Genomic DNA, 21,536 nt, shown 5'->3' on the forward strand with positions numbered 1-21,536 from the left:
TATTATGAAGAGCCGTATGCGGGAAAGCCGCACGTACGGTTCTGTGAGGGGCTTACATTGTGAGGTGTAAGTCTACTCGACTATAGGAGGTAAAGCAGCATGAAGTGTCCATATTGTGGTGAAGAAATGATAAGAGGATACCTAATGAGCTCACGAGACATTACTTTTGCAGTTGATAATGTGACAAAAGTTTTTCGTATTAAAAAATCGGACGATCTGGACTTGAGTAAAGGTTCAGGCGGAATCCCGCATTGTGAAGCTTATCGTTGCAGTAGTTGCAAAAAGATTTTGATTGATTATGCAAATAAGAGTCTGTGACACTTTTATCTTTTGAACATTGTAAATATGATGCATAAATAGTATATTGTCAGCATAATTGATACAGATAATAAAACGAAAAACAACATCATCTCCAAATATTGTATGATTACAGAAAGTAGAAATTAAGAAATTTCCTCTGTTTTCTTCTTTCTGTATTCATTTGGACTCATATGATAATATTGTCTAAACTTCCGGCAGAAATAGCCGGAACTTGTAAATCCGGTTTCTTCTGCAATGGAAGAAACCGATTTTTGAGTGATATAAAGTTGTTCAGCAGCCTGTGCTAGTCTGTATTGAATTAGATATGCTACCGGAGAACAGTGGATGCCAGTTTGAAAAATGTGTAAAGCTCCACTTTTGCTGATAGATGCCGATGCCGCAATCGTCTCCAATGTAATCTCTTCCATGTAGTGATCATGAATATACTGCATCATAGCTTGTAATCTTGCTTGTTTGTGATTTAATCGATGAATACTGTTAGAATCAGAAGTCCAGTCCATATTTTTTTGCAATATGTTCCAAAGCTGAAATAAAAGTTGTATAGTACATAATTCATTATCCGGCTTAGTTTCCTGAATAGTACAAATTTGCGACAAAAGTTGTAGCACCTGTTTTCCAAATGTGTTGGATGGACTGAAAACTTGATATGGAACAGACGAGCTTATCACAGGAAGAATATATTTTTCGTAAATGAGGCTGTTTTCGGGTGCTAATAGGGTTGGTGAAAAAACAATATTAGGTGCAAATGTACTGCTTTGTGCTTCAAAACGATGCAGGACACCGCTATTGATAAATATGCCGCAACCTTTATGTAGTTCTATTTTACTTGTACCTATAAGGCAGAGCGCAGTACCTTCAGCAGTATAAAGAAATTCTAATTCATGATGCCAATGCCAGTCAATGCGATGGAAGTCAAATTTCCAAATATTATCAGGATAGTATGCAAATGGATAACGATTGTTGCCATGCTGGATGGTTTCTCGTAGTGTTTCATCTGTAGTTATCTTAAAAGTTTCCATGCTATATTTCCTCATAAATAATAAAATTTGTTATATTGTACCATAAATACATGATTTTATACAATGACTAGATATAAAGTTTACGATATAATCACATTTATTAGAGGAGGACAAAATGAAAAGCCAATATAATAAGACAATTACAGCCTGTTTTGTAGGTTATATTGTACAAGCTATCGTTAATAATTTTACACCACTGCTTTTTTTGTTTTTTCAGAAATGCTATCATATTCCAATTTCCCAAATTACATTGTTAGTGACTTTTAATTTTGGAATACAACTACTGGTTGATTTTCTTTCTGTCAGATTTGTTGATAAAATAGGATATCGGATATCAATGATTATAGCTCATGTTTTAGCAGCGGCAGGATTATTCCTTCTTACAGTTTTACCAGAGATTTTACCAGTTTCCTTTATTGGAATTTTGATTGCTGTAATGATCTATGCGGTAGGTGGTGGACTTTTGGAAGTCCTAGTCAGTCCAGTTGTTGAGGCTTGCCCATCCGACAATAAGGAAAAAGCAATGAGCCTGTTGCATTCTTTTTATTGCTGGGGACACGCCGGAGTTGTATTCATATCAACAGTGTTCTTTTATGTAGTCGGTATAGATAACTGGAAAATATTAGCCATTATTTGGGCGGTTATTCCAATTGGAAATGCTTTTGTTTTTTCAAAGGTTCCCATTGCACCATTGCTTGAGGATGGAGATACCGGACTTGGATTAAAGGAATTGTTTCGGATGAAAATTTTTTGGATTTTGTTGATTATGATGATATGTGCAGGAGCAAGTGAGCAAGCAGTAAGTCAATGGGCCTCTGCTTTTGCAGAAAAAGGTCTTGGAATTTCAAAGGCAGCCGGCGACTTAGCAGGGCCGATGGCATTTGCGGTTCTAATGGGAATATCAAGATTGTTTTATGGTAAGTATGGTGACCGTATCAATTTGGAACACTTTATGATTTATAGTAGTTTTTTATGTATTTTATCCTATTTAGGGATTTCATTATTCCCGATTCCGCTATTAAATCTGATTGCCTGCGCTGTCTGTGGGCTTTCAGTGGGAATCATGTGGCCTGGAACTTTCAGCAAGGCATCAGCAGCTTTGCCCAAAGGGGGAACAGCCATGTTTGCATTGCTGGCATTAGGTGGAGATATAGGTTGTTCAGGAGGACCTACATTGGTTGGAATGGTATCAGGAGCTTTTGGGGATAACCTAAAGATGGGAATTTTGGCAGGGATTATTTTTCCAGTGTTGCTACTTGTAGGAGTCATTCTTTGCAGAAGACAAAAGAAAATTACTAATTATAATACAGTGAAAAGTAGGCACTAAATATAGCTGCTTATTAAAATAAAAAAGAAAGTGAGAAAAAAGATGGAATTTTTGAAAAACAATCCTAAATGGATACGTCAACCAAAGCAGGTACAAATTAGTGAGGATAAAGTTGTAATTCTTACAGAAAGGGGTACCGACTTATGGGCACGCACTTATTATGGTTTTCAAAATGATAATGCTCCAGTATTTCAAGTTGAAACAACGGACAAGTACTTTTCTTTTATTGTTAAAACAGAATTCGAGAGTACCTGTCGTTTTGACCAGTGTGGTGTGGCTATGTATTTAAATAGTGATAATTGGTTTAAGGCATCTATAGAATATGAGAATGAAAAAATGCAGCGATTGGGAAGCGTTGTAACCAATCATGGATATTCTGACTGGGCAACAACAGACATATCCTCTGATATTAAAAGTATGTGGTATCGTTTTTCACGAAGGGACAGTGACTACTGTATTGAATGCAGTGAGGATGGCATAAATTTCAGACAAATGCGTATTTTCCATATGTGGGAAGGTGCAGAAAAAATTACTTATGGAATATATGCATGCAGCCCGACAGAAGGCTCATATAAGGCAACATTTTCAAATATGCAGATTACGGAATGTAAATGGGGATCAGATGCAGACTGGCGTGATTGATGATATGATTTCTAAAGATAAATCTCATATGAGAATCATTATCAGTTAAATTGAATAATAAATATAAGCCAAAAATAATCCCTGAAAAATTTTAGAATTTTTGGGGATTATTTAACATTATAAATAAAGAGTGTCATCTGCATCCACCCATATTTGCATCGTTCCATCAAGATATAATTTTGTATATTCAAGTGGTTCCTCAATAGCGAGTGCGTTTAATGCACAGTCTGATCCAGGTGTAGTCTTTAAATTCTTTTCAGCTTCCCAGCAGTCAATGCGAAGCATATAGCCGGCACTGGTATAAACATCAATACTGTTGCACTGTGGATTGTATTCTGCAAATATTGTTCTCATCGTATCCCATCTCCTTATGATTCAATCGATCATTAATTGTAAAAATTAAGAAGCATTCCAATCAGTTCACCATGTCAGTTTTATTTTGTGTTATACTATTCTATATAATTTTTTTGGTCTCCGCTGCCGCTTCGGTCGGCACAGAGCAGAGGTCCACCGGACCTCTTGTGCCCTTGTATTTTCCCTTATCAGAGTTCGTAAACACTGGTGGGACGATATAACACAAGGGAAACAATAAGGGAAAGCTTGCCTGTGATAAATTCAGTGTTTTCAAGGGCTTGCGGAGAATTTAACAACAAGATATAACAGTTATTAAATTTCTTAAAACAGGTGAAATCTCAATCGAAATTTGTAGGAACAGAAACTTTGAATTTAGTGGTGCGATTGATGAGAATTATTGAAGTCAAAGAAGATAAAAAACAATATCTTGATTTGCTGTTATTGGCAGATGAGCAGGAAAATATGATAGACCGATACCTTGATAAAGGCAAAATGTATGTGCTTGATGATAATGGGATTAAATGCGAGTGCATCGTTACCGATGAAGGAAATGATGTGCTTGAAATCAAGAACATTGCAACTGTTCCAGACTATCAAGGCAAAGGTTATGCAAAATCTTTAATTGATTTTATCGTAGAGAAATATAGAGAGCAATATGCTATTCTACAAGTAGGAACAGGTGATAGCCCATTGACAATACCATTTTATGAAAAGTGTGGGTTTGTCCGTTCGCATATCATACCAAATTTCTTTACAGATAATTACGACCATCCAATATATGAGGATGGAGTACAGTTGGTGGATATGGTGTATCTGCAAAGGCAGTTATAAAGAAACTTCAAGTTTAACGAACAGGAGATGATGATCACATGAAAATCTTATATGAACTATCCTGGTTATGGGAAACGCTGGGCATTGCACTTGTGGCCGCGGCTGTTTGTGTGGCTTGCGCCACGCTGATCTGCAAGGCAGCGAAGAAGAAGTTCAACAAAAAGGTGTTGGCAGTCATAGGGGCTGCGGCATTTGTGGGCGCGATTCTGGCGATCATTCTGATCGCCCGGACACCGATGCCGCTTTGATAGGACGGAGGATGGAATAATAGAAGGTCGGGGTCAGACCCCGGGCAAACTTTCACCTGTGAGAAGTGTCAAGGTTTTCTAATCACCACATGAATATAAATTGACAAAAATGACTATAATGACTACAATGATTATAATGGTGATTAGGAAAACTACAGGAGGTGCCTTATGACATTTATTGAGAGCGAAACTATCGAACTCAAGTCTTCGGTTGTTGCAGACCTTTGCAAAGAGGTGATTGCCTTTGCTAACACAAGAGGCGGCACTCTTTACATTGGTGTTGAGGACAATGGTACGGTGATTGGTGTGGATAGTGCCGACCGTGTTACCTTGCAAATAAATAATATGGTTCGGGATTCCATCAAACCTGATATTACGATGTTTGTCCACTACGAGACACAGGTGATAAATGATAAACAAATTATCGCCGTGACCGTCCAGGAGGGTACAGACCGTCCCTATTATCTGGGCAGTAAGGGATTAAAGCCCAGCGGTGTGTATGTCCGCAATGGTACATCTACAGATCCTGCCTCTGATACCGCCATTCGAAAAATGATTAAAGAAACCGATGGCGACAGTTTTGAAACCATGCGCTCTTTGCAGCAGAATTTGTCATTTCAGGCAGCTGAAGCACAGTTTGCCAAGAGGAAGGTTCCCTATGATGCTGCTAAGATGCAGACTTTGGGAATGGTTTCCTCGGACGACATTTACTCCAATGTAGCGTTGCTTCTGTCCGAACAATGTCCGAGTACCATCAAGGCTGCAACCTTTGCCGGTGTTGATCAGAGCGTATTCCAAGATAGACGTGAGTTTACCGGTTCGTTGTTTCAGCAGATGGAGGATTTGTATGCCTATCTCGATCTGCACAATCAAACCAAGGCCACATTTGAGGGACTATACCGAACTGATACCAAAGATTATCCAGAGGACGCGCTGAGAGAAACATTGATGAATTCTCTGGTGCATAGAGATTATTCTTTTAGTGCCAGCACCCTTGTCAGTATCTATGATGATCGAATCGAATTTGTATCCGTGGGCGGTCTGCCTGCCGGAATCACTTTGGATGACATTATGCTAGGACTTTCCGTTTGCAGAAATCCGAAATTAGCAGCTATCTTCTATCGCTTACAGCTGATTGAAGCTTACGGAACCGGTATGCCCAAAATCATGAAAGCATACGCAGGCACAGGGGTAGAACCTAAAATTGAAGTGACAAACAACGCTTTCAAAATTACACTCCCCAATAGAAATGCCGTTAAGGCAACTGATAGCGTGCCTAATGAACGTAAATCCAATGAAGAAAAGATTCTGGACTTGATTGGCCAAAACGGCTATGTAGTGCGTAGCGATGTGGATCAACTGTTGGATGTCAGCCAAACAACGGCCAGCCGTATTCTAAAACGCATGGTTACAGACGGCTTGATCTATCAGGACGGAAGCGGCAGAAAAACAAAATACAGAAAAGGTTAATCGTTTGCAACAACTGGCTTAAAACCCAGGGGGCTGACCCCGGTCAAAACCCATCCAAAGGTTTGTCCTCTTATAGAAAAAGTTCATTTGATTTCTGAACGGAACAGGCTTTCTTGATAGCTGATGCCACAACAGAAACCGTTACCTTGTTAAGGCTGCGTGCATGAACAGGGCAGATTGAGACACATCTCATACAGGAAATGCACTTGGATTTATCGGTGACCTTGCCATTATCCTTGGAAATCGCCTGAGCAGGACATTTCTCCGCGCACAGACCGCAATTTGTGCAATGAGAATCAGTAGAGGGAACAAATCCGCTGCTGGATTTTTTGTAAGGACGCTTGCCAGGAATGGCGGGAACTGCCAGGGAGCCGGATAGTGCTTTTTCAAAAATTTTGGTACCGAATGCAGAGAGTTGTTTGCAGTCTTCTGCATTGGGACGACCTGCGGCATATTCGCGAATAATTGAATGTTCTGCAACGGCAGAAATGGCGGCAATCACCTGAAAGCCAGCGGCATTTGCAGTATCCTCCATTTGAACAAGCGTACTCTCATAGACGCGATTCCCGTATACTGCCACAAGAACGCACTTCGCACGATTTCCATTGATCTGAGCAAAGCGATCAAGTGCCAACTGCGGGGCTACTCCACCAAAAGACGGCATGGCGACAAGCACCAGTGAATCGGATTCAATGAAGAACGATGCAAAATCTGTGGAGGTAGATGAAAGATCAATCGTCTGGACTTCCGGCCAGTTCTGGGTAATAGCAGTGGCAACTCTTTCGGTTCCGCCAGTGGGACTGAAAAGAATCTGATAGCATTTCATTATAAACACTCCTTCGATGTAAAAAATAGAGTTACAGCTTTGATATCAGTATAGCAATTGTGAGGTGTCGTGTCAATATTTACAGCAGGAGAGGACTATGCTAAAATGAAAGCGGGAGGGCAAAGATTATGCATGTCAGTAACAAATGTTCGATTGCGATTCACTGTTTGATCTTTATCCATGAATATGGAGCAGAGAATAAAGTGACGAGCGAATTGCTGTCGTTTTCTACCGGCTGCAATCCGGTGACAATCAGGGGTATTCTCAGTGCGCTGAAAAAAAGCGGTGTTCTGTATGTGAAGTCCGGTACTGGCGGTGCGACTCTTGCAGCAGAACCCGAAGATATAACACTTTATCGGATTTGTACAGCAGTGGAACCGGATGCCATTGACAAAATGATCGGTATTCATTCGTCACCATCACCGTTTTGCCCTGTGGGCAGGAAGATTCAGTCAGTGCTGGATGATACCTACGAAGAGTTGAAAAAAGATGTGATTGCCAGCATGAAATCCATTACACTGGATAAGATTCTTGCCGATTATCACAATAAACAGCAGACAAATCAATGAAATATTTCTTTGAAGCCGGGATGGGGAGCGGCAGTCCAAGCCCGGGGTCAGACCTCGGGCAAACTTCGGAAGCGATGAAGATGCTGGTGGAGAAATAAATGGAATAAGGATGAGCTGATAGACCGGTGGGGTAATGCCTTGTCGGTTTATTTTTTATGGAAGAATCCATGAAATTGTGATAGAATATATTTTAGGTTTTGTATACTTTTGACATATGCTCACATGATATTTATATGAAGTCCGTTTTTATGGACACAATACTCAATCGGGTCAAACTTGTTGTGACACGAAAGACATGCTTGCAGAAGAGTGAAAAGCGTTTTGAACGCACGATTTTCTGTTTACTTAGAAGACGATAAGCGCTATACTTGAAAATAGAGAAATTATACCCATGGACAGGTTGTTTTTAAGCAGGAGGCAGAGGCGATGGCAGTATCATATAACAAGTTGTTTAAGCTGTTGATAGACAAGAAAATGAAGAAGAAAGAGCTGTGCGAGCTTGCTGGAGTCAGCGCAAGTACCATTGGGAAAATGGGGCGCGGAGAACCTGTTTCTATTGAAATGGTAGAAAAAATCTGTCTTGCATTAGGATGTACGGCTGACGATGTGTTGGATTTCATCCCAGAGAGTCCAGATAATGGGATAGCTGATAATGTAGAATAAGGATGGTGGCCGAATGGGAAGGATAATACAGTATCGGCTGCTCCAATCCGAAAATCAAACAGGACTGATGAGACCAGTTGTCTACTGTGATGAAAAATACTGCGAAAGTTTACAGCAGGTTTCATTAAATGAGAAAATGGCGACTCTGCTCATAAAAATTAAACCGGAACGAAGAACCATGAGGCTTGAAAGATGCTTTCAGGAAGTTCTTACAAATATTCCGGAGAACAGTTGTATCCGAGACTTTGACGTGCTGTTCAATCCAGCATACAAGATAGATGTACTGCAACTTCTTACAGTTGCGAATCGAAGCAAATCGTTTTCTGTTTTATGGCCGGGAACTATGGCAGATGGAAAATTGGTTTATGCGGAAGATGGATATGCGGACTATAAAGAATACGATGTAGAACAATACGACATAACCTGTGTCGTTTAAGGGAGGATAAAAAAGTGAAGTACTCAGACTTGATCAGCTTCAACCCGATTGAGGATGTCATTCAACTTACTACAGCAGATGATGCGAACCGGGCGAAAGAGTATGTGAAATCTTATGTTATGTCTGATACCATGGCGGCAAATCTGAAAAGCCCGGTATTGGATCAGCTTCAGATGGATGAAGTGGTTGATAACAAGGGTGTTCTTGTTGTTGGTAACTATGGTACTGGTAAATCACACTTGATGAGCGTGATTTCTTCTATTGCCAAGGATACGGATAACCTTCAGTATCTCCAGAATAAAAACTTTGCAAAAGAGATGGAGTGCATCGCAGGCAAGTTTGAAGTACTTCGCATTGAAATCGGCGGCGTAACGATGTCGCTGCGTGAAATTCTGTTTGGCTTCATTGAAGACGATTTTGCAGCACGAGGAATTGATTTTGAAGTGCCAGATTTTGATACAGTCCGCGATAATAAAAAGCTGATTCGTGATATGATGATGGCCTTCTCTGCAATGTATCCAGACAAGGGATATCTGATTGTTGTGGATGAGTTCCTGAGCTATCTGACTTCCCGTGACGAGCGGCAAATTGTCCTCGACCTTGAGTTTTTCCGCGCACTTGGCGAGATGTGCTCCAAGAGCAAACTGCGTGTGATTTTTGGTGTGCAGGAGAAGATTTTTGATAATCCGCGATTCAGCTTTGTGTCGGACACACTGAAACATGTGTCTGATCGTTTTACGCAGATTGTCATCACAAAAGAGGCAACATCTTATGTTGTGTCTGAGCGTATCTTGAAGAAAACGCCTGAGCAGAAAGCTTTGATTCGCAAGCATTTGGAGAAATTCTCAATGCTTTATACCGGTATGTCTTCCCGGATGGACGAGTTTGTAGATTTATTCCCAATTCATCCGTCCTATATTGATGTGTTCAATAAGATTTACCTGATTGAGAACCGGCATATCCTGAAAAATATCTCTATGACAATTCGCGACATTTTTAACCGCGATGTGCCAGAGAATGAGCCGGGCATCATCTCTTTTGATAATTATTGGCCTGCAATCAAATCCAATGGATTACTCAAGAGTGATGTGACCATCAACCGCGTTGTTACTGCCAGTGGACAGCTGGAGGATATCATCAACCGTGCGTTCCCTAAGCCCGCATATAAGCCGCTGGCAATTAAAATTATCTATGCACTGAGTGTCCATCGTCTGACTACGAATGGCTTGGATGTACATTTCGGACTGACGGCAGAGAACCTGAAAGATGACCTTTGCCTGTTCTTGCCGATGCCGGAGCAGGATGCAGACTTCCTGTTGGCTCTGATTAAAACTACGCTGAAAGATATCATGACCACGGTATCCGGTCAGTTCATTATCTACAACGATGCCAATAACCAGTATTACATTGATGTGGATAAGGTCGTTGACTATGATGAGAAGATCAAGCAAAAGGCTTCCATCATGGCAGATGGAGAACTGAATCGCTATTTCTATCAGCTGATTTACAGCTGCCTCGATTGGGATGCAAAGCAGTATGTTCCTGGATTTGAGATTTATCAGCGTGACCTAAACTGGGATAGCCATAACATTTTCCGTGAAGGCTATTTGTTCCTCGGTCTGCCGGGAGAGCGTAGCACTGCGCAGCCGGAACGGGATTTCTATATCCATATTATGCCGCCATACAGCAGCGGCAGCATTGCTGTGAAAAATTTGGAGGATGAAGTTTATTTCTTCTTCAAATCTACTGCGGAGTTCAAGGAGATTCTGGGTTTCTTCTCTGCTGCCAATGCACAGGCACAGATCAGTGAAGGCAAAGATAAGGATGCCTATCTGAGCAAAGCGGCGATGATCCGCAAAAAGCTGATTAAGTATCTGAGTGAAAATAAGAACACCTGCTTTGATATCCAGTATAAGGGGCAGAAGCGGCAGATGATCGAAGTGCTCCGTGGACGTTATAACCGAGATATGGATTTTAAGGACACCGTTGATTTGGCGGCTTCCCTGTGTCTGGATGAATATTTCTGCGGCAAATATCCGGATTGTCCTATGATGAAAACAAAGGTAACTCGGAAAAACATGGCAGAAAATGTACGGCAGGCATTTGATTATTTTGCTGGTCGTAAAACGCAGACGGCAACCTTGATGCTCCAGAGCTTTGGCGTTCTGGATGGCGATAAGATTCGACCGGAAGGTTCCAAGTATGCAGCTTACTACATTGACCAGCTGAAACAGCTGCCGCCGCAGGGCGTTATCAATTATTCGGATATCTTTGATGTCAAATACGATGATCAGTACGAAGATAAGCATTTCAAGATCAACTATCTTTTTACACCGATCATCTTCCTGTCCATGGTGTATGCGGGCTATGCAACGATGACTCTGCACAATGGCACTGTTCTGAGTGCATCGAATCTGGATACTGTACCTCGCATTGGTGTTCTGGACTTGTATGAGTTCAAATATCTGGCACGGCCTGCGCAGATGGCAATGGCAGAGCTGAAAAAGCTTTTTGATGTGCTGGAAATCAATCCGGTTCTGCTGGACAACCCGAATGACCGTGATGAGGGAGTAAAACAACTGCTGAAAAAAGCGCAGGAAACGAGCAACTCTGCTGTTCTTGCGAACCAGAAGCTGAACAATGGATTTGAGCTTTGGAATGAACCGCTTGTGGATGCGCAGCATTTGATCGCTATGCAGAAAGCCTGTGCAGCAGTTAAGGATGAATTCAGCAATTATTCTGCACGGTTCAATACTCCGGCGAAGCTGAACAACTTCACGCTGACCTTTGAGGAAATTGATAAGCTGACGGAGCAGATTACACTGATCAAGGCGATTGCGGAATATGTGACTTTCAAAACGGATTGCGCAAACAATGTTTCCTATCTGAGTAACATTGAGTTCATCGACCTTGGCGCAAACTTCAAACAAAAACTGGAAGCTGCAAAAGACGAATTCCGTTCTGCACGCGATAGCATTCTGACCGGTACATCCGGAGATGCAGCCGCGCAGAAGGTAAATGCTGCTCTTGAAAAGGTTAAAGAAGAGTATATCGGCATTTATTTTGAAGAACACAAGAAAAAACGCCTGGACATTGACGATGCAAAACGACGCGGTAAATTACAGGAGAGTTCCGTACTGGCAAATCTGCGTAAGTTGCGTGGCGTTGAAATCCTTTCGGCAGCCAAACTGACAAAGATCGAGCAGGACATGGCTAACTTGAAAATCTGCTATGAGCTGACACCGACTGAGCTGAAAACAACTCATATCTGCCCGCATTGCCATTATAACCTTGGTGATCAAGTGCCGAATGTAGCGGGCCAGCTGGATAATCTGGATATTCGGATTGATGATCTGGTGACGGAGTGGACGCAGACTCTGTTGAATACGATTTCTGACCCGATTGTGGCAAGCCAAAAAGAGTACCTGAGTGCAGAACAGCAGAAAGCCATTGATGATTTTATTGCATCCGGTACTTTGCCGAAGCGTGTTGACGATTTCTTCATCAAGGCGATTCAGGCATTGCTGAAGGGCTTTGAACCTGTGGTAGTGGATGCAAAAGATTTGATGGATAAGCTGACGAAGCTGCCGCCGATGGATGAATCTACTTTCAAACAGAAGCTGAATGAGCTGATTGCTGGCTATACCAAGGGCAAAGACGAAGGTAAACTCCGTATTATTGTTAAGTAAGATAAAATTGTGAGAAAGCGAGGCGAAGCGTGTGCTGATGAATACACCGGAGTATCTCTCCATCATCGAAAATATCAAAAGTGAGATCAAGGCTGCACAATACCGTGCAACGATTCATGCGAATTCGGATTTGCTACTCCTTTATTATGACATTGGAACGGTTATTAACGAATACAAAACATGGGGAAATAAATTCATTGAAAATCTCTCCTATGATATTCAGGTGACTTTCCCGGAGAGAAAAGGGTATTCTGTCCGAAATCTGAAGTACATGGCGAAATTTGCAGCCCGCTTTGCTGACAGAGAAATTGTGCAAGAGGTGCTTGCACAAATTACTTGGTATCACAATATTGCTTTGATGGATAAGGTTAAAACTGCGGAAGAACATATCTGGTATGCAAATGCAACGGCACAAAATGGCTGGTCCCGTAATGTTCTTGTTCATCAGATCGAAAGTGGCTTATATCAGCGGCAAGTTCTGGTGGATAAGGTCACGAATTTTGAACGCCGTCTGCCATCTCCGCAGAGCGAGCTTGCAGTGCAGACTATGAAAGACCCGTATGTCTTTGATTTCATTCCGTTCCGGGAAGATATGCTGGAGCGGGACATTGAGCAGGCATTAGTGCGGGATGTGACCAAGCTGCTTCTGGAACTTGGAACAGGCTTTGCGTTCTTGGGAAATCAGTACCACCTGAATGTTGGCGGCGATGATTTCTATATCGACTTGCTGTTCTATAACCTGAACCTGCGCTGCTATGTGGTTATCGAACTGAAAACCGGAGAATTCAAGCCGGAATATGCCGGACAGCTGAACTTCTACCTGTCAGCGGTGGATGGTATCTTAAAGAAAGAGCAAGATAACCCATCCATTGGCCTGCTCCTTTGCAAGAGCAAGAACAACGTGGTAGCAGAATACTCCCTCAAGGACATTTCCAAGCCGATTGGAGTGAGCGAATACAAAGTTACCAGTAGCCTGCCAGATGATCTGGAAAAGCAGCTGCCGTCCGTTGAGGATATCCAGAAACGGATTAAATGAAATTGTGCAAGTGCCGCTTGCACAATTTAGAAAACGAAAGTGAGGAAACAGCTATGGAACGCAGAAAGCTGACCAAAGAAGATATAGATAAAGTGCGCAACATTGAAGGCTTTCCAATTGGTACAGATGAGGATATCATTGCGCTTTCGGATGCGCCGTTTTATACTGCCTGCCCGAATCCTTTCATCGAGGATTTTATCAAGGAGTATGGCATTCCGTATGATGAGGCAACAGACGATTATCACAGAGAACCGTTTGCAGCGGATGTGAGTGAAGGTAAAACAGATCCAATCTACATGGCACACACATATCACACTAAAGTACCGCACAAAGCTATTATGCAGTATATTTTGCATTATACAAAGCCCGGTGATTTGGTTTTGGATGGCTTTTGTGGTACCGGAATGACCGGTGTTGCTGCACAAATGTGTGGTTGTCCAGATAATGATTTTAGATACAAAATTGAACAGTTGAATCCCAGTGTTTCCTGGGGCGCACGGAAAGCTATTCTGAATGATCTTTCGCCGTCCGCTACTTTTATTGCTTCAAATTATAATGCTGCGGTCGATGGATATGATTTTTCTGAAGAGGCTCATCGTATCGTAGATGCGGCTGAACGTGAATTAGGATGGATGTATTCTACTCATCCTATACAGGAAAATCTCTTGGGAGAAAAGGCTGTAATAAATTATACTCTTTGGTCTGACGTTTTTTATTGTCCTCATTGTGGGAAGGAAATTGTTTTCTGGAATATTGCCATTGACAGTGATGGAAATATGAAAAAGGAGCTTCGATGCGATTCGTGTGGCTCTATCATTAAAAAATCACAATGCGCAAGGGCTAAAGATATACTCATTGACAAGAAAAGCGGAAAGACCATAGAAATCTCTAAGCAAGTTCCAGTGCTGATTAATTACTCTTATGGTGGCAAACGTTACGATAAAGTACCAGATGCTGAAGATATCGCACTCATAGAGAAAATTAAGGAAATGGATACGGATAAATGGTATCCGACAGAGGAGGTTCCATATGGGGAAAAAACTGCTGACCCAATAAAAGCAGGATTTAATAAGGTCAATCTTTTCTATACAGAAAGAAATCTCTGCGCACTTGCTTTGATATGGGATATGGCACAAAGAAGTAGGTACAAAAACCAGATAATGTTCTGTATAACAGCAGTCCTAATGAAAACGGCATCAAAATTGCACAATGTCGGTATGAAAAAAGGAAAAATCAATTTAGCGGGCGCTATGCCAAATGCATTGTATATTCCAAGTATACTGGCAGAAAGAAATATTTTTACACTTGTGAGGGGGAAAATAAAGGATATAGAACCTGTATTTTCTTTCACAAAGAAGGATGAAAATTGTTGCGTATCATGTGGCTCATCTACGGATTTGCGCATGATTCCCAGCAATTCAATAGATTATATTTTCGTTGATCCTCCTTTTGGCGATAACTTGATTTATTCAGAATTGAGTTTTATTTGGGATGCGTGGTTGAGAATCGTCACAAACAATGAGAAAGAGGCAATAATTTGTAGGGCACAAAAAAAGGCACTGTCTGATTACCAAGACCTTTTTGAAAAGTGCTTTAGAGAATTTTACAGATGCCTCAAACCAAATCGATGGATAACAATAGAGTTTCATAATAGCAAGAATACGGTATGGATGGCAATTAATGAAGCAATTCAGAAAGCAGGTTTTGTTGTTTCTTATGTAAAGACCCTCGACAAAGGGCAGGGCAGCTATAATCAGCAGACGGCAAATGGAGCAGTAAAACAAGATTTGGCAATTTCGGCGTACAAACCCAAAGAGGAATTTGAACGTAAGTTCTCGGAACAGGCAGGAAGTGAAGAAACAGCTTGGTTCTTTGTTGGCCAATATTTGGATAATTTGCCTGTGGTTAGCGTCGAAAATAACAAAATACAAATGATTGCGGAAAGGCAAGCCTATTTACTATTTGATCGTATGGTAGCATACCATATTATGAGAGGTATTCCTGTGCCGTTGGATGCTACCGACTTTTATCGCGGTTTGGATGAAAAGTTCCTAAAACGCGATAATATGTACTTCTTGCCGGATCAGGTCAATGAGTACGATACCGCTCGTATCACAACCGAAGTGGAGAATATCCAATTTGCGCTATTTGTGACGAACGAAAAGTCTGCTATTTCTTGGCTGTATCAGCAACTGGATCCGCAGTTCTGTGGTCCGCAGACCTATGCAGAGCTTCAGCCGAAGTTCATGCAGGAAGTCAAAGCTGTGGATAAGTATGAGCAGATGCCGGAGCTTGCTACCATTTTGGAAGAGAACTTCCTGCAAGATGAGAATGGCCGCTGGTACATCCCAGATGTGACCAAGGAAGGCGATCTGGTCAAGTTGCGTGAGAAGAACTTGTGGAAAGAATTTGAAAGCTACATGAACAGCAAGGGCAAGCTGAAGCTATTCCGTTCGGAGGCCATCCGTGTGGGCTTCTCTCGCCTTTGGAAAGAAAAGAACTATAAAGCCATCGTTGATATCGCCGAGCGTCTGCCGGAGCAGACCATTCAGGAGGATTCCAACCTGCTGATGTACTATGATATCAGCCTTGGAAGAGTGTAAAAGGAGCGTTGCCTATGGGGAAGAATGAATCATCTAAAATCAAGAGAACACCAATTCGCGAAGCAGTAAAACTGCGCTTGTGGGGAATGGCAGCAGGCAGATGCGAAATTTGCAACAAACTGCTGTATTTGGATTCACATTATGGTGATGATGCTAATTTTTCTGAAAATGCCCACATTCACGCAGTTGGTAAAACAGGACCAAGACATGCTGATGATATGACGCAAGATGAAATAAATAACATAGACAATTTAATGCTTCTTTGTGCCGAGCATCACCATTTAATAGATACTAAGCCTGAAAACTACCTGTCGGATTTTTTGATTGTACAGAAGAAGGCTCATGAAGACCGGATTCGGAGATTAACGGAGATTCAAGATGCTGATTCTTGTAAGGTAGTGACATTCTTCTCAAATATAGATAATGTAGATGTGTTTAATGCAGCATCTGTACTTAGGAGAGCCACTGTAAAATGTGGTTTTTATCCAAAACAGGATGACCCAATAGAATTGCATAATGGATCGGTTACAAAATACATACCGTCAAAGGACATTTTTCAATTGCAAGCATCTGAACTGGAAAACCAGGTCAAGCAGTATTTTGGTAGCATTGTAAAGAAGGAAGATGTTGTTGCATTGTTTGCACTTGCTCCGCAACCACTTCTTTTTAAATTGGGGTGTTTACTTTGCGATCAATTAAATGTTCGTGTCTTCCAGTGCCATCGTGAGGGAGATAAATGGGCATGGCCAGATGATCAGTCAACAGTGGATTTTCAAATCCATCAGTCAAAGGCTGATTCTGAAACTGCGGTGGCATTGGTTATTGATTTGAGTGCTGAAATTATTGATCAAAGAATTGAAAATACATTGGGCGAAAGATGTTCCATCTATCATCTGACTATTCCGGAGCCAAATCGCGTGTTTGTCAAGAACCCTCAGATTCAAGATAGTTTTGTCCGTACTTTTCGGCTGGCAATGGAAAGAATAAAGAATGATAATCCTAAGGCAAAGGAAATCTGCTTATTTCCAGCTATGCCAGCATCGCTTGCAGTTCGTGCGGGTATGGATATTATGCCCAAGGTGGATTTGCCAGTTAAAATCTATGATCAACTTTCACAGAAAAACAGTTTTGAAGAAACTATAACGATTGGAGGGTAAAAGATGTATACCAAAGAAGCGTATAATAGTCTGCTTAAATCGACAGCTCAGAACATTGATATTAGTGATGAAATGTTTGAGGCAGCAGAAAAGACTTATAAAGATCTTGGAAAATGGATAGATCAGGAGACTCCTGATTATGAGATTAGTATTTATCCGCAAGGTTCGTTTGCCCTCGGAACTGTGGTTCGTCCAATTACAAATGCAGATGATTACGATTTGGATATTGTCTGTCAATTTAAGAGTCAGTATGGGTTGACAGCCAAGGAACTGAAGGTTGATGTGGTTAAACCACTGCTTGTCCGTTACAAAAAAACGAGTAGGGAAATTGAAGAAAAAAAGAGATGCTGGCATGTTGAATACGATGATGTTCCAAACTTTCATATGGATGTTATTCCTGCTCATACTTATGGGAGCGTAATCCGTATAACTGATCATAATGAAGACTATGATACTTATGATTATTTGGGAAGCAATCCGGCAGGCTATGTGAAATGGTTTTTCGATGCTTGTGCAAAGCAACGCAACAGATTATATGAGCAATATATCAAGGATCATCGTACAGTTGTTGCGCAAGCTGAGGTTGAAGATGTAAAGCGTAGAAAAGTAAAAACGCCATTACAACGCGTTGTACAGATTCTTAAACGGCATAGAGACATTAAGTTTGCAGATGACAACAGCGGTAATAAGCCCATATCAATTATAATCACAACAATAGCGGGAAGGCTGTATGAAGAAGAGGATAATATTTACGATGCTCTTTTCAATATCCTTTCTAAAGCTCCTTCTTGGATTATGGATAACCGAAAAGGTCAGCAATTTTACATAGAAAACCCAAGTTATAAAGGTGAAAACTTTGCTGACAAGTGGAATACACATCCGGAACGTGCTACTGCATTTTTTAAATGGTTAGATACTGCGAGAAAAGACTTGGTTGATGGAAGACTTTTGCAATATAACAAAATTGAAATGGGAAATCATCTAAAAGAATGCTTTGGCAGCGAGACCGGAAAAGCTGTTTTTAACAGTGAAGCAGAGACGGTGAGATCAGCTATTGCAGCGGGAACCTTGAAAGTAGACACATCGACAGGGAATATATCAAAAAATGGCACAGTTTCAGTTCCACCAGCACATCACTTTGGCGCGTAAATATTTGAAACCTAAGCCTATTTCGTTGGTGAATCAGCAAATACAGATGCAATATTTGTACAATAGGCTACTGGTAGCAAACTATATTGAGAATTCCATGCTTGTATGTATTTTAGATATACAGCCGTCCTCCGAGTCTCAAGTGTATAGAATCAAAATTACTTATAAACTGAGTGATGGAGCACCAAAGGCATGGCTGATTTCGCCACCATTACAAAAATATGAGGGAAAATATCCACATCATAAGTACGGCAAGGATGATAGCGGAAATTACCAACTGTGTGTTTATTACCCCAAATATAAAGAATGGAATCAGCAAATGTATGTTGCAGATTCGTTTGTGCCATGGGTCTGTACATGGCTGAGTACTTATGAATACTGGCTTGTGACTGGAAAGTGGCACTACGATGAAATGTTTACAGGCCGAAATCAAATTAAAGAATGGAAGAAAGAGAAATGATATCTGTCGGCGATTTCGTTTTTGACACAATAGAAAAAGCAAATGTGCAGGTTTTGGAGAAGATCGAAGCATGGGGCTATATTTCTTATAAGGTCTTTAACCCAGCAACCGGTCGGGTGTATAAGGCAAATGAGGAACAGCTTAGCTCATCGGGCAATACGATGCAGTATGATGAAAATTATCTGCGCTATGTTACGCTGCTCTCTAAAATCAGAAACGAAACTGCCGGTGGTTTCCTTTCTTCTCTTGCCAGCGGGATTATTCCCTTGCCGCACCAGCTCCATGTGTTGAATCGCGCAATGGAGACCAACAACATTCGCTATATTCTGGCGGATGAAGTCGGTCTTGGTAAGACGATTGAAGCTGGTATGATCATCCGTGAATTGAAGAGCCGCGGTCTTGTCAGTAGGATTCTCGTTGTTTGCCCGACTGGTCTGGTGACCCAGTGGGCAAGCGAGATGCAGGAAAAGTTCCATGAGAAATTTCAAGTAATTTTGCCATCCGATTATGATACGATTCGTCGCCTGACGGATAATGATGATGTGTATGGTCAGTTCGATCAGGTGATTTCTCCGATGGATTCTATTAAGCCGATTGAAAAACACGCCGGTTGGAGTGAGGAAAAGGTTGAAAAGTACAACGAGGAACGAATCTATTCCATCATCAACAGTGGATGGGATCTGATCATCATAGATGAGGCGCATCGTGTGGCTGGTTCTTCCGGCGAAGTGGCTCGCTACAAGCTGGGTAATCTGTTGGCACAGGCAAGCCCATATCTGCTGCTGTTGTCAGCAACACCGCATAATGGCAAAACTGAGCCGTTTTTGCGATTGATTCGTTTGCTGGATGCGGATGCTTTCCCGAATGCCAAGTCTATTGTCCGAGAACAGGTTGCTCCATTCCTGATCCGCACGGAAAAGCGCGAGGCCATTGACAATAACGGGAATCTGCTGTTCAAGAACCGTATCATGCATCTTGTGACGATTTCATGGGACGACCGCAACAATTTGCAGCGGGAACTATATGAGATGGTCAGCTCCTATGTCGCAAAGACCTATAACAAAGCACTGCGCAATCGCAAGAAAAATATGTGCCTGATCTTCCTGTTGATTATCATGCAGCGCATGGTGACGAGCAGTACGGCGGCCATTCGACAGAGCCTGGAGCGCAGATTAAATGTTCTTCTGGAGCAGCGCACCTGCGTTGGTAATTTAAGGGAAGAGGATTTGGACGAACTGAACATCGAGGATGGTGTTGAGGATGCCCTTGAAGCGATTTCTCTGGATATGGAGTTGGAAATCGAAGAGCTGAAGCAGATCATCTCCCTTGCAAAACAGGCACAGTTCCAGAATCAGGATGCAAAAGTAGAGCCGCTGTTGAATGAGATTGATGCTATTCTGAGTGAGGATCGTACACAGAAGGTCATTATTTTCACAGAATTTGTTGCTACGCAGACTTATTTGCAGGAGCTGCTTGTGAATAGAGACTATACGGTAACGATTCTAAACGGCGGCATGAGCATTGACGAGCGAAATGCTGCCATGCAGGAGTTTAAGACCAGTACCAGTATTTTTATTTCGACAGATGCTGGTGGCGAAGGTCTGAACTTGCAGTTTGCCAATATTATCATCAACTATGACCTTCCGTGGAACCCAATGAAGATCGAGCAGCGGTGTGGTCGTGTTGATCGTATTGGTCAGCAGCGGGATGTACATATTTACAACTTCATTGTTGGCGAAACGGTAGAGAACCGTGTCCGCGAAGTGTTGGAAGAAAAGCTGTCCGTTATTCTGAAAGAGATGGGCGTTGATAAGTATTCTGATGTTCTGGACAGCGAAGTGGCAGAATGCGACTTCACAGATGTGTATATGCGCTCCATTGGTCATGCTTCACAGGTAGAGAAGAATCTGTACCCAGTTGAGGCAGAGATGAAGCAGCAGCTTACGAATGCGCAGAAATATAAAGATGTAATCCGAGAAGAGAAAGACTTGACAAAACTTGTCGGAACGGAGTCGAATTTCGATGTAGACAGTGCGCTCCGCACAATGCTGACCTATTATGAGTGCTGGCAGGGGCATGACCCGCGTTTGATTGACCGTATCAGCATTGCAGATGAAGAAATCACACAGCATTTGAAGACAGAGTTGGTGCAGGATCGGACGGCACCGCTTATGTCCATCCAGATTGATAACTTCCCCAATGAGGAAGGCTATTTTATGCTTTGGGAGCTGTCTATCTCTGAAAAAGAGAGCGGAAAGCGGATTTTGCCGATATTTGTCAACAGCGCAATGTTATTGCGACCGATGGCAGGAAAGCGTATTATGGATGTTTTCCTCGATGAAAACAGCAAGCTCAGGGTTTCGTCTGCGCCGAATGTGGATGCGGAAATTTATTCTAAGCTTGAAAAAAGTTGCATGGATTTTGCCTATGACACATTTGTTGAATTAAAAGAGAAGCAGATGCAGCAGAATGAGGAGAGTTTCAAGAAATATATGTATGCTTTGGAGCTGAGACAAGAGGCTGCGGAACATATTGGGATTGAGAATATCCGCAGAAGCCGCCTGCAAAAGCTGCAAAAAGAAAAGGCCAACATTGAAGCACAGCACAGGAAAGGCTCACAGGTATATCCGGATTTTAGGTTAATCATGATGGCAAGATTGGAGGCGTAACAGATGTTTGGAGACTATGTGTTTGAAAAAACAGCTGCACAGTATACGAAAAAAATGATGCTCGTTG

Annotated in this window: 19 protein-coding genes; 16 read left to right on the top strand and 3 right to left on the bottom strand. The window is 41.8% G+C overall.

Annotated features, from left to right (window positions below):
* Positions 1-99 precede the first annotated feature (99 nt).
* A complete protein-coding gene (locus OCV62_RS11010; RefSeq protein ID WP_262586667.1) occupies positions 100-318 on the top strand; it encodes a PF20097 family protein in 219 nt (72 codons plus the stop codon).
* Between the two features lie 125 nt (positions 319-443).
* Here OCV62_RS11010 and OCV62_RS11015 read toward each other — a convergent pair whose 3' ends face one another.
* Complete coding sequence (locus tag OCV62_RS11015; RefSeq protein WP_015559398.1) at positions 444-1,340, bottom strand: AraC family transcriptional regulator; 897 nt, start codon at positions 1,338-1,340, stop codon at positions 444-446.
* Between the two features lie 115 nt (positions 1,341-1,455).
* On the opposite strand from OCV62_RS11015, the gene OCV62_RS11020 reads away from it, so the two are divergent.
* Both OCV62_RS11020 and OCV62_RS11025 read left to right on the top strand, forming a co-directional pair.
* Positions 1,456-2,667, top strand: coding sequence for an MFS transporter (locus OCV62_RS11020; RefSeq protein WP_262586670.1), 1,212 nt, complete (start codon positions 1,456-1,458; stop codon positions 2,665-2,667).
* A gap of 42 nt (positions 2,668-2,709) precedes the next feature.
* A complete protein-coding gene (locus OCV62_RS11025) occupies positions 2,710-3,309 on the top strand; it encodes a DUF1349 domain-containing protein (protein ID WP_262586671.1) in 600 nt (199 codons plus the stop codon).
* A 117-nt stretch (positions 3,310-3,426) separates the two neighbouring features.
* On the opposite strand, the gene OCV62_RS11030 is transcribed toward OCV62_RS11025, so the two are convergent.
* Entirely contained in the window at positions 3,427-3,663 is a 237-nt protein-coding gene (locus tag OCV62_RS11030; RefSeq protein WP_262586673.1) for a DUF6061 family protein, read from the bottom strand.
* A 387-nt stretch (positions 3,664-4,050) separates the two neighbouring features.
* On the opposite strand from OCV62_RS11030, the gene OCV62_RS11035 reads away from it, so the two are divergent.
* The 3 genes from OCV62_RS11035 (at position 4,051) to OCV62_RS11045 (ending at position 6,212) form a co-directional block, all read left to right on the top strand.
* Complete coding sequence (locus OCV62_RS11035; RefSeq protein ID WP_147601824.1) at positions 4,051-4,494, top strand: GNAT family N-acetyltransferase; 444 nt, start codon at positions 4,051-4,053, stop codon at positions 4,492-4,494.
* A gap of 38 nt (positions 4,495-4,532) precedes the next feature.
* Positions 4,533-4,742 (top strand): hypothetical protein, encoded by a 210-nt coding sequence (locus OCV62_RS11040; RefSeq protein WP_262586675.1) that lies wholly within the window; start codon positions 4,533-4,535, stop codon positions 4,740-4,742.
* Between the two features lie 168 nt (positions 4,743-4,910).
* On the top strand, positions 4,911-6,212 hold the full coding sequence (locus tag OCV62_RS11045) for an RNA-binding domain-containing protein (RefSeq protein ID WP_262586677.1): 1,302 nt from the start codon (positions 4,911-4,913) through the stop codon (positions 6,210-6,212).
* A gap of 70 nt (positions 6,213-6,282) precedes the next feature.
* Here the strand turns inward: OCV62_RS11045 and OCV62_RS11050 are convergent, their stop codons facing one another.
* On the bottom strand, positions 6,283-7,038 hold the full coding sequence (locus tag OCV62_RS11050) for a 4Fe-4S binding protein (protein WP_262586679.1): 756 nt from the start codon (positions 7,036-7,038) through the stop codon (positions 6,283-6,285).
* A 128-nt stretch (positions 7,039-7,166) separates the two neighbouring features.
* Here OCV62_RS11050 and OCV62_RS11055 point away from each other — a divergent pair, with 128 nt between their 5' ends.
* The 10 genes from OCV62_RS11055 (at position 7,167) to OCV62_RS11100 (ending at position 21,469) form a co-directional block, all read left to right on the top strand.
* Positions 7,167-7,607, top strand: a complete 441-nt coding sequence (locus OCV62_RS11055) for an Rrf2 family transcriptional regulator (RefSeq protein ID WP_262586681.1) — start codon at positions 7,167-7,169, stop codon at positions 7,605-7,607.
* 426 nt (positions 7,608-8,033) lie between these two features.
* Entirely contained in the window at positions 8,034-8,270 is a 237-nt protein-coding gene (locus OCV62_RS11060; RefSeq protein WP_262586683.1) for a helix-turn-helix domain-containing protein, read from the top strand.
* Between the two features lie 13 nt (positions 8,271-8,283).
* Positions 8,284-8,706 (top strand): BREX-3 system P-loop-containing protein BrxF, encoded by a 423-nt coding sequence (gene brxF / locus OCV62_RS11065; RefSeq protein WP_262586685.1) that lies wholly within the window; start codon positions 8,284-8,286, stop codon positions 8,704-8,706.
* Between the two features lie 14 nt (positions 8,707-8,720).
* On the top strand, positions 8,721-12,395 hold the full coding sequence (locus OCV62_RS11070) for a DUF6079 family protein (protein ID WP_262586687.1): 3,675 nt from the start codon (positions 8,721-8,723) through the stop codon (positions 12,393-12,395).
* Between the two features lie 37 nt (positions 12,396-12,432).
* On the top strand, positions 12,433-13,431 hold the full coding sequence (locus tag OCV62_RS11075) for a PDDEXK nuclease domain-containing protein (protein ID WP_262586689.1): 999 nt from the start codon (positions 12,433-12,435) through the stop codon (positions 13,429-13,431).
* A 53-nt stretch (positions 13,432-13,484) separates the two neighbouring features.
* Positions 13,485-16,034, top strand: coding sequence for a DNA methyltransferase (locus tag OCV62_RS11080; RefSeq protein WP_262586691.1), 2,550 nt, complete (start codon positions 13,485-13,487; stop codon positions 16,032-16,034).
* A gap of 14 nt (positions 16,035-16,048) precedes the next feature.
* On the top strand, positions 16,049-17,191 hold the full coding sequence (locus OCV62_RS11085) for an SAVED domain-containing protein (protein WP_262586693.1): 1,143 nt from the start codon (positions 16,049-16,051) through the stop codon (positions 17,189-17,191).
* Between the two features lie 3 nt (positions 17,192-17,194).
* Positions 17,195-18,340, top strand: a complete 1,146-nt coding sequence (locus OCV62_RS11090) for a nucleotidyltransferase domain-containing protein (RefSeq protein WP_262586695.1) — start codon at positions 17,195-17,197, stop codon at positions 18,338-18,340.
* Positions 18,297-18,800 (top strand): type II CBASS E2 protein, encoded by a 504-nt coding sequence (locus OCV62_RS11095; protein ID WP_262586697.1) that lies wholly within the window; start codon positions 18,297-18,299, stop codon positions 18,798-18,800. Before OCV62_RS11090 ends, OCV62_RS11095 begins: the two co-directional genes overlap by 44 nt.
* Positions 18,782-21,469 carry a DEAD/DEAH box helicase gene (locus OCV62_RS11100; protein ID WP_262586699.1) on the top strand — a complete coding sequence of 896 codons (2,688 nt, stop codon included), beginning with the start codon at positions 18,782-18,784 and terminating at the stop codon, positions 21,467-21,469. The genes OCV62_RS11095 and OCV62_RS11100 overlap by 19 nt, the downstream gene beginning before the upstream one ends.
* The last annotated feature ends 67 nt before the right edge of the window (positions 21,470-21,536 follow it).

Source organism: Gallintestinimicrobium propionicum (assembly GCF_025567525.1).
GTDB lineage: Bacteria > Bacillota > Clostridia > Lachnospirales > Lachnospiraceae > Gallintestinimicrobium > Gallintestinimicrobium propionicum.

Excerpts from the sequence above, each read along its gene's own strand:
- OCV62_RS11010 (WP_262586667.1), top strand. The coding sequence starts at position 100 with ATGAAGTGTCCATATTGTGGTGAAGAAATGATAAGAGGATACCTAATG.
- OCV62_RS11015 (WP_015559398.1), bottom strand. The coding sequence starts at position 1,340 with ATGGAAACTTTTAAGATAACTACAGATGAAACACTACGAGAAACCATC.
- OCV62_RS11020 (WP_262586670.1), top strand. The coding sequence starts at position 1,456 with ATGAAAAGCCAATATAATAAGACAATTACAGCCTGTTTTGTAGGTTAT.
- OCV62_RS11025 (WP_262586671.1), top strand. The coding sequence starts at position 2,710 with ATGGAATTTTTGAAAAACAATCCTAAATGGATACGTCAACCAAAGCAG.
- OCV62_RS11030 (WP_262586673.1), bottom strand. The coding sequence starts at position 3,663 with ATGAGAACAATATTTGCAGAATACAATCCACAGTGCAACAGTATTGAT.
- OCV62_RS11035 (WP_147601824.1), top strand. The coding sequence starts at position 4,051 with ATGAGAATTATTGAAGTCAAAGAAGATAAAAAACAATATCTTGATTTG.
- OCV62_RS11040 (WP_262586675.1), top strand. The coding sequence starts at position 4,533 with ATGAAAATCTTATATGAACTATCCTGGTTATGGGAAACGCTGGGCATT.
- OCV62_RS11045 (WP_262586677.1), top strand. The coding sequence starts at position 4,911 with ATGACATTTATTGAGAGCGAAACTATCGAACTCAAGTCTTCGGTTGTT.
- OCV62_RS11050 (WP_262586679.1), bottom strand. The coding sequence starts at position 7,038 with ATGAAATGCTATCAGATTCTTTTCAGTCCCACTGGCGGAACCGAAAGA.
- OCV62_RS11055 (WP_262586681.1), top strand. The coding sequence starts at position 7,167 with ATGCATGTCAGTAACAAATGTTCGATTGCGATTCACTGTTTGATCTTT.
- OCV62_RS11060 (WP_262586683.1), top strand. The coding sequence starts at position 8,034 with ATGGCAGTATCATATAACAAGTTGTTTAAGCTGTTGATAGACAAGAAA.
- brxF (WP_262586685.1), top strand. The coding sequence starts at position 8,284 with ATGGGAAGGATAATACAGTATCGGCTGCTCCAATCCGAAAATCAAACA.
- OCV62_RS11075 (WP_262586689.1), top strand. The coding sequence starts at position 12,433 with ATGAATACACCGGAGTATCTCTCCATCATCGAAAATATCAAAAGTGAG.
- OCV62_RS11080 (WP_262586691.1), top strand. The coding sequence starts at position 13,485 with ATGGAACGCAGAAAGCTGACCAAAGAAGATATAGATAAAGTGCGCAAC.
- OCV62_RS11085 (WP_262586693.1), top strand. The coding sequence starts at position 16,049 with ATGGGGAAGAATGAATCATCTAAAATCAAGAGAACACCAATTCGCGAA.
- OCV62_RS11090 (WP_262586695.1), top strand. The coding sequence starts at position 17,195 with ATGTATACCAAAGAAGCGTATAATAGTCTGCTTAAATCGACAGCTCAG.
- OCV62_RS11095 (WP_262586697.1), top strand. The coding sequence starts at position 18,297 with ATGGCACAGTTTCAGTTCCACCAGCACATCACTTTGGCGCGTAAATAT.
- OCV62_RS11100 (WP_262586699.1), top strand. The coding sequence starts at position 18,782 with ATGGAAGAAAGAGAAATGATATCTGTCGGCGATTTCGTTTTTGACACA.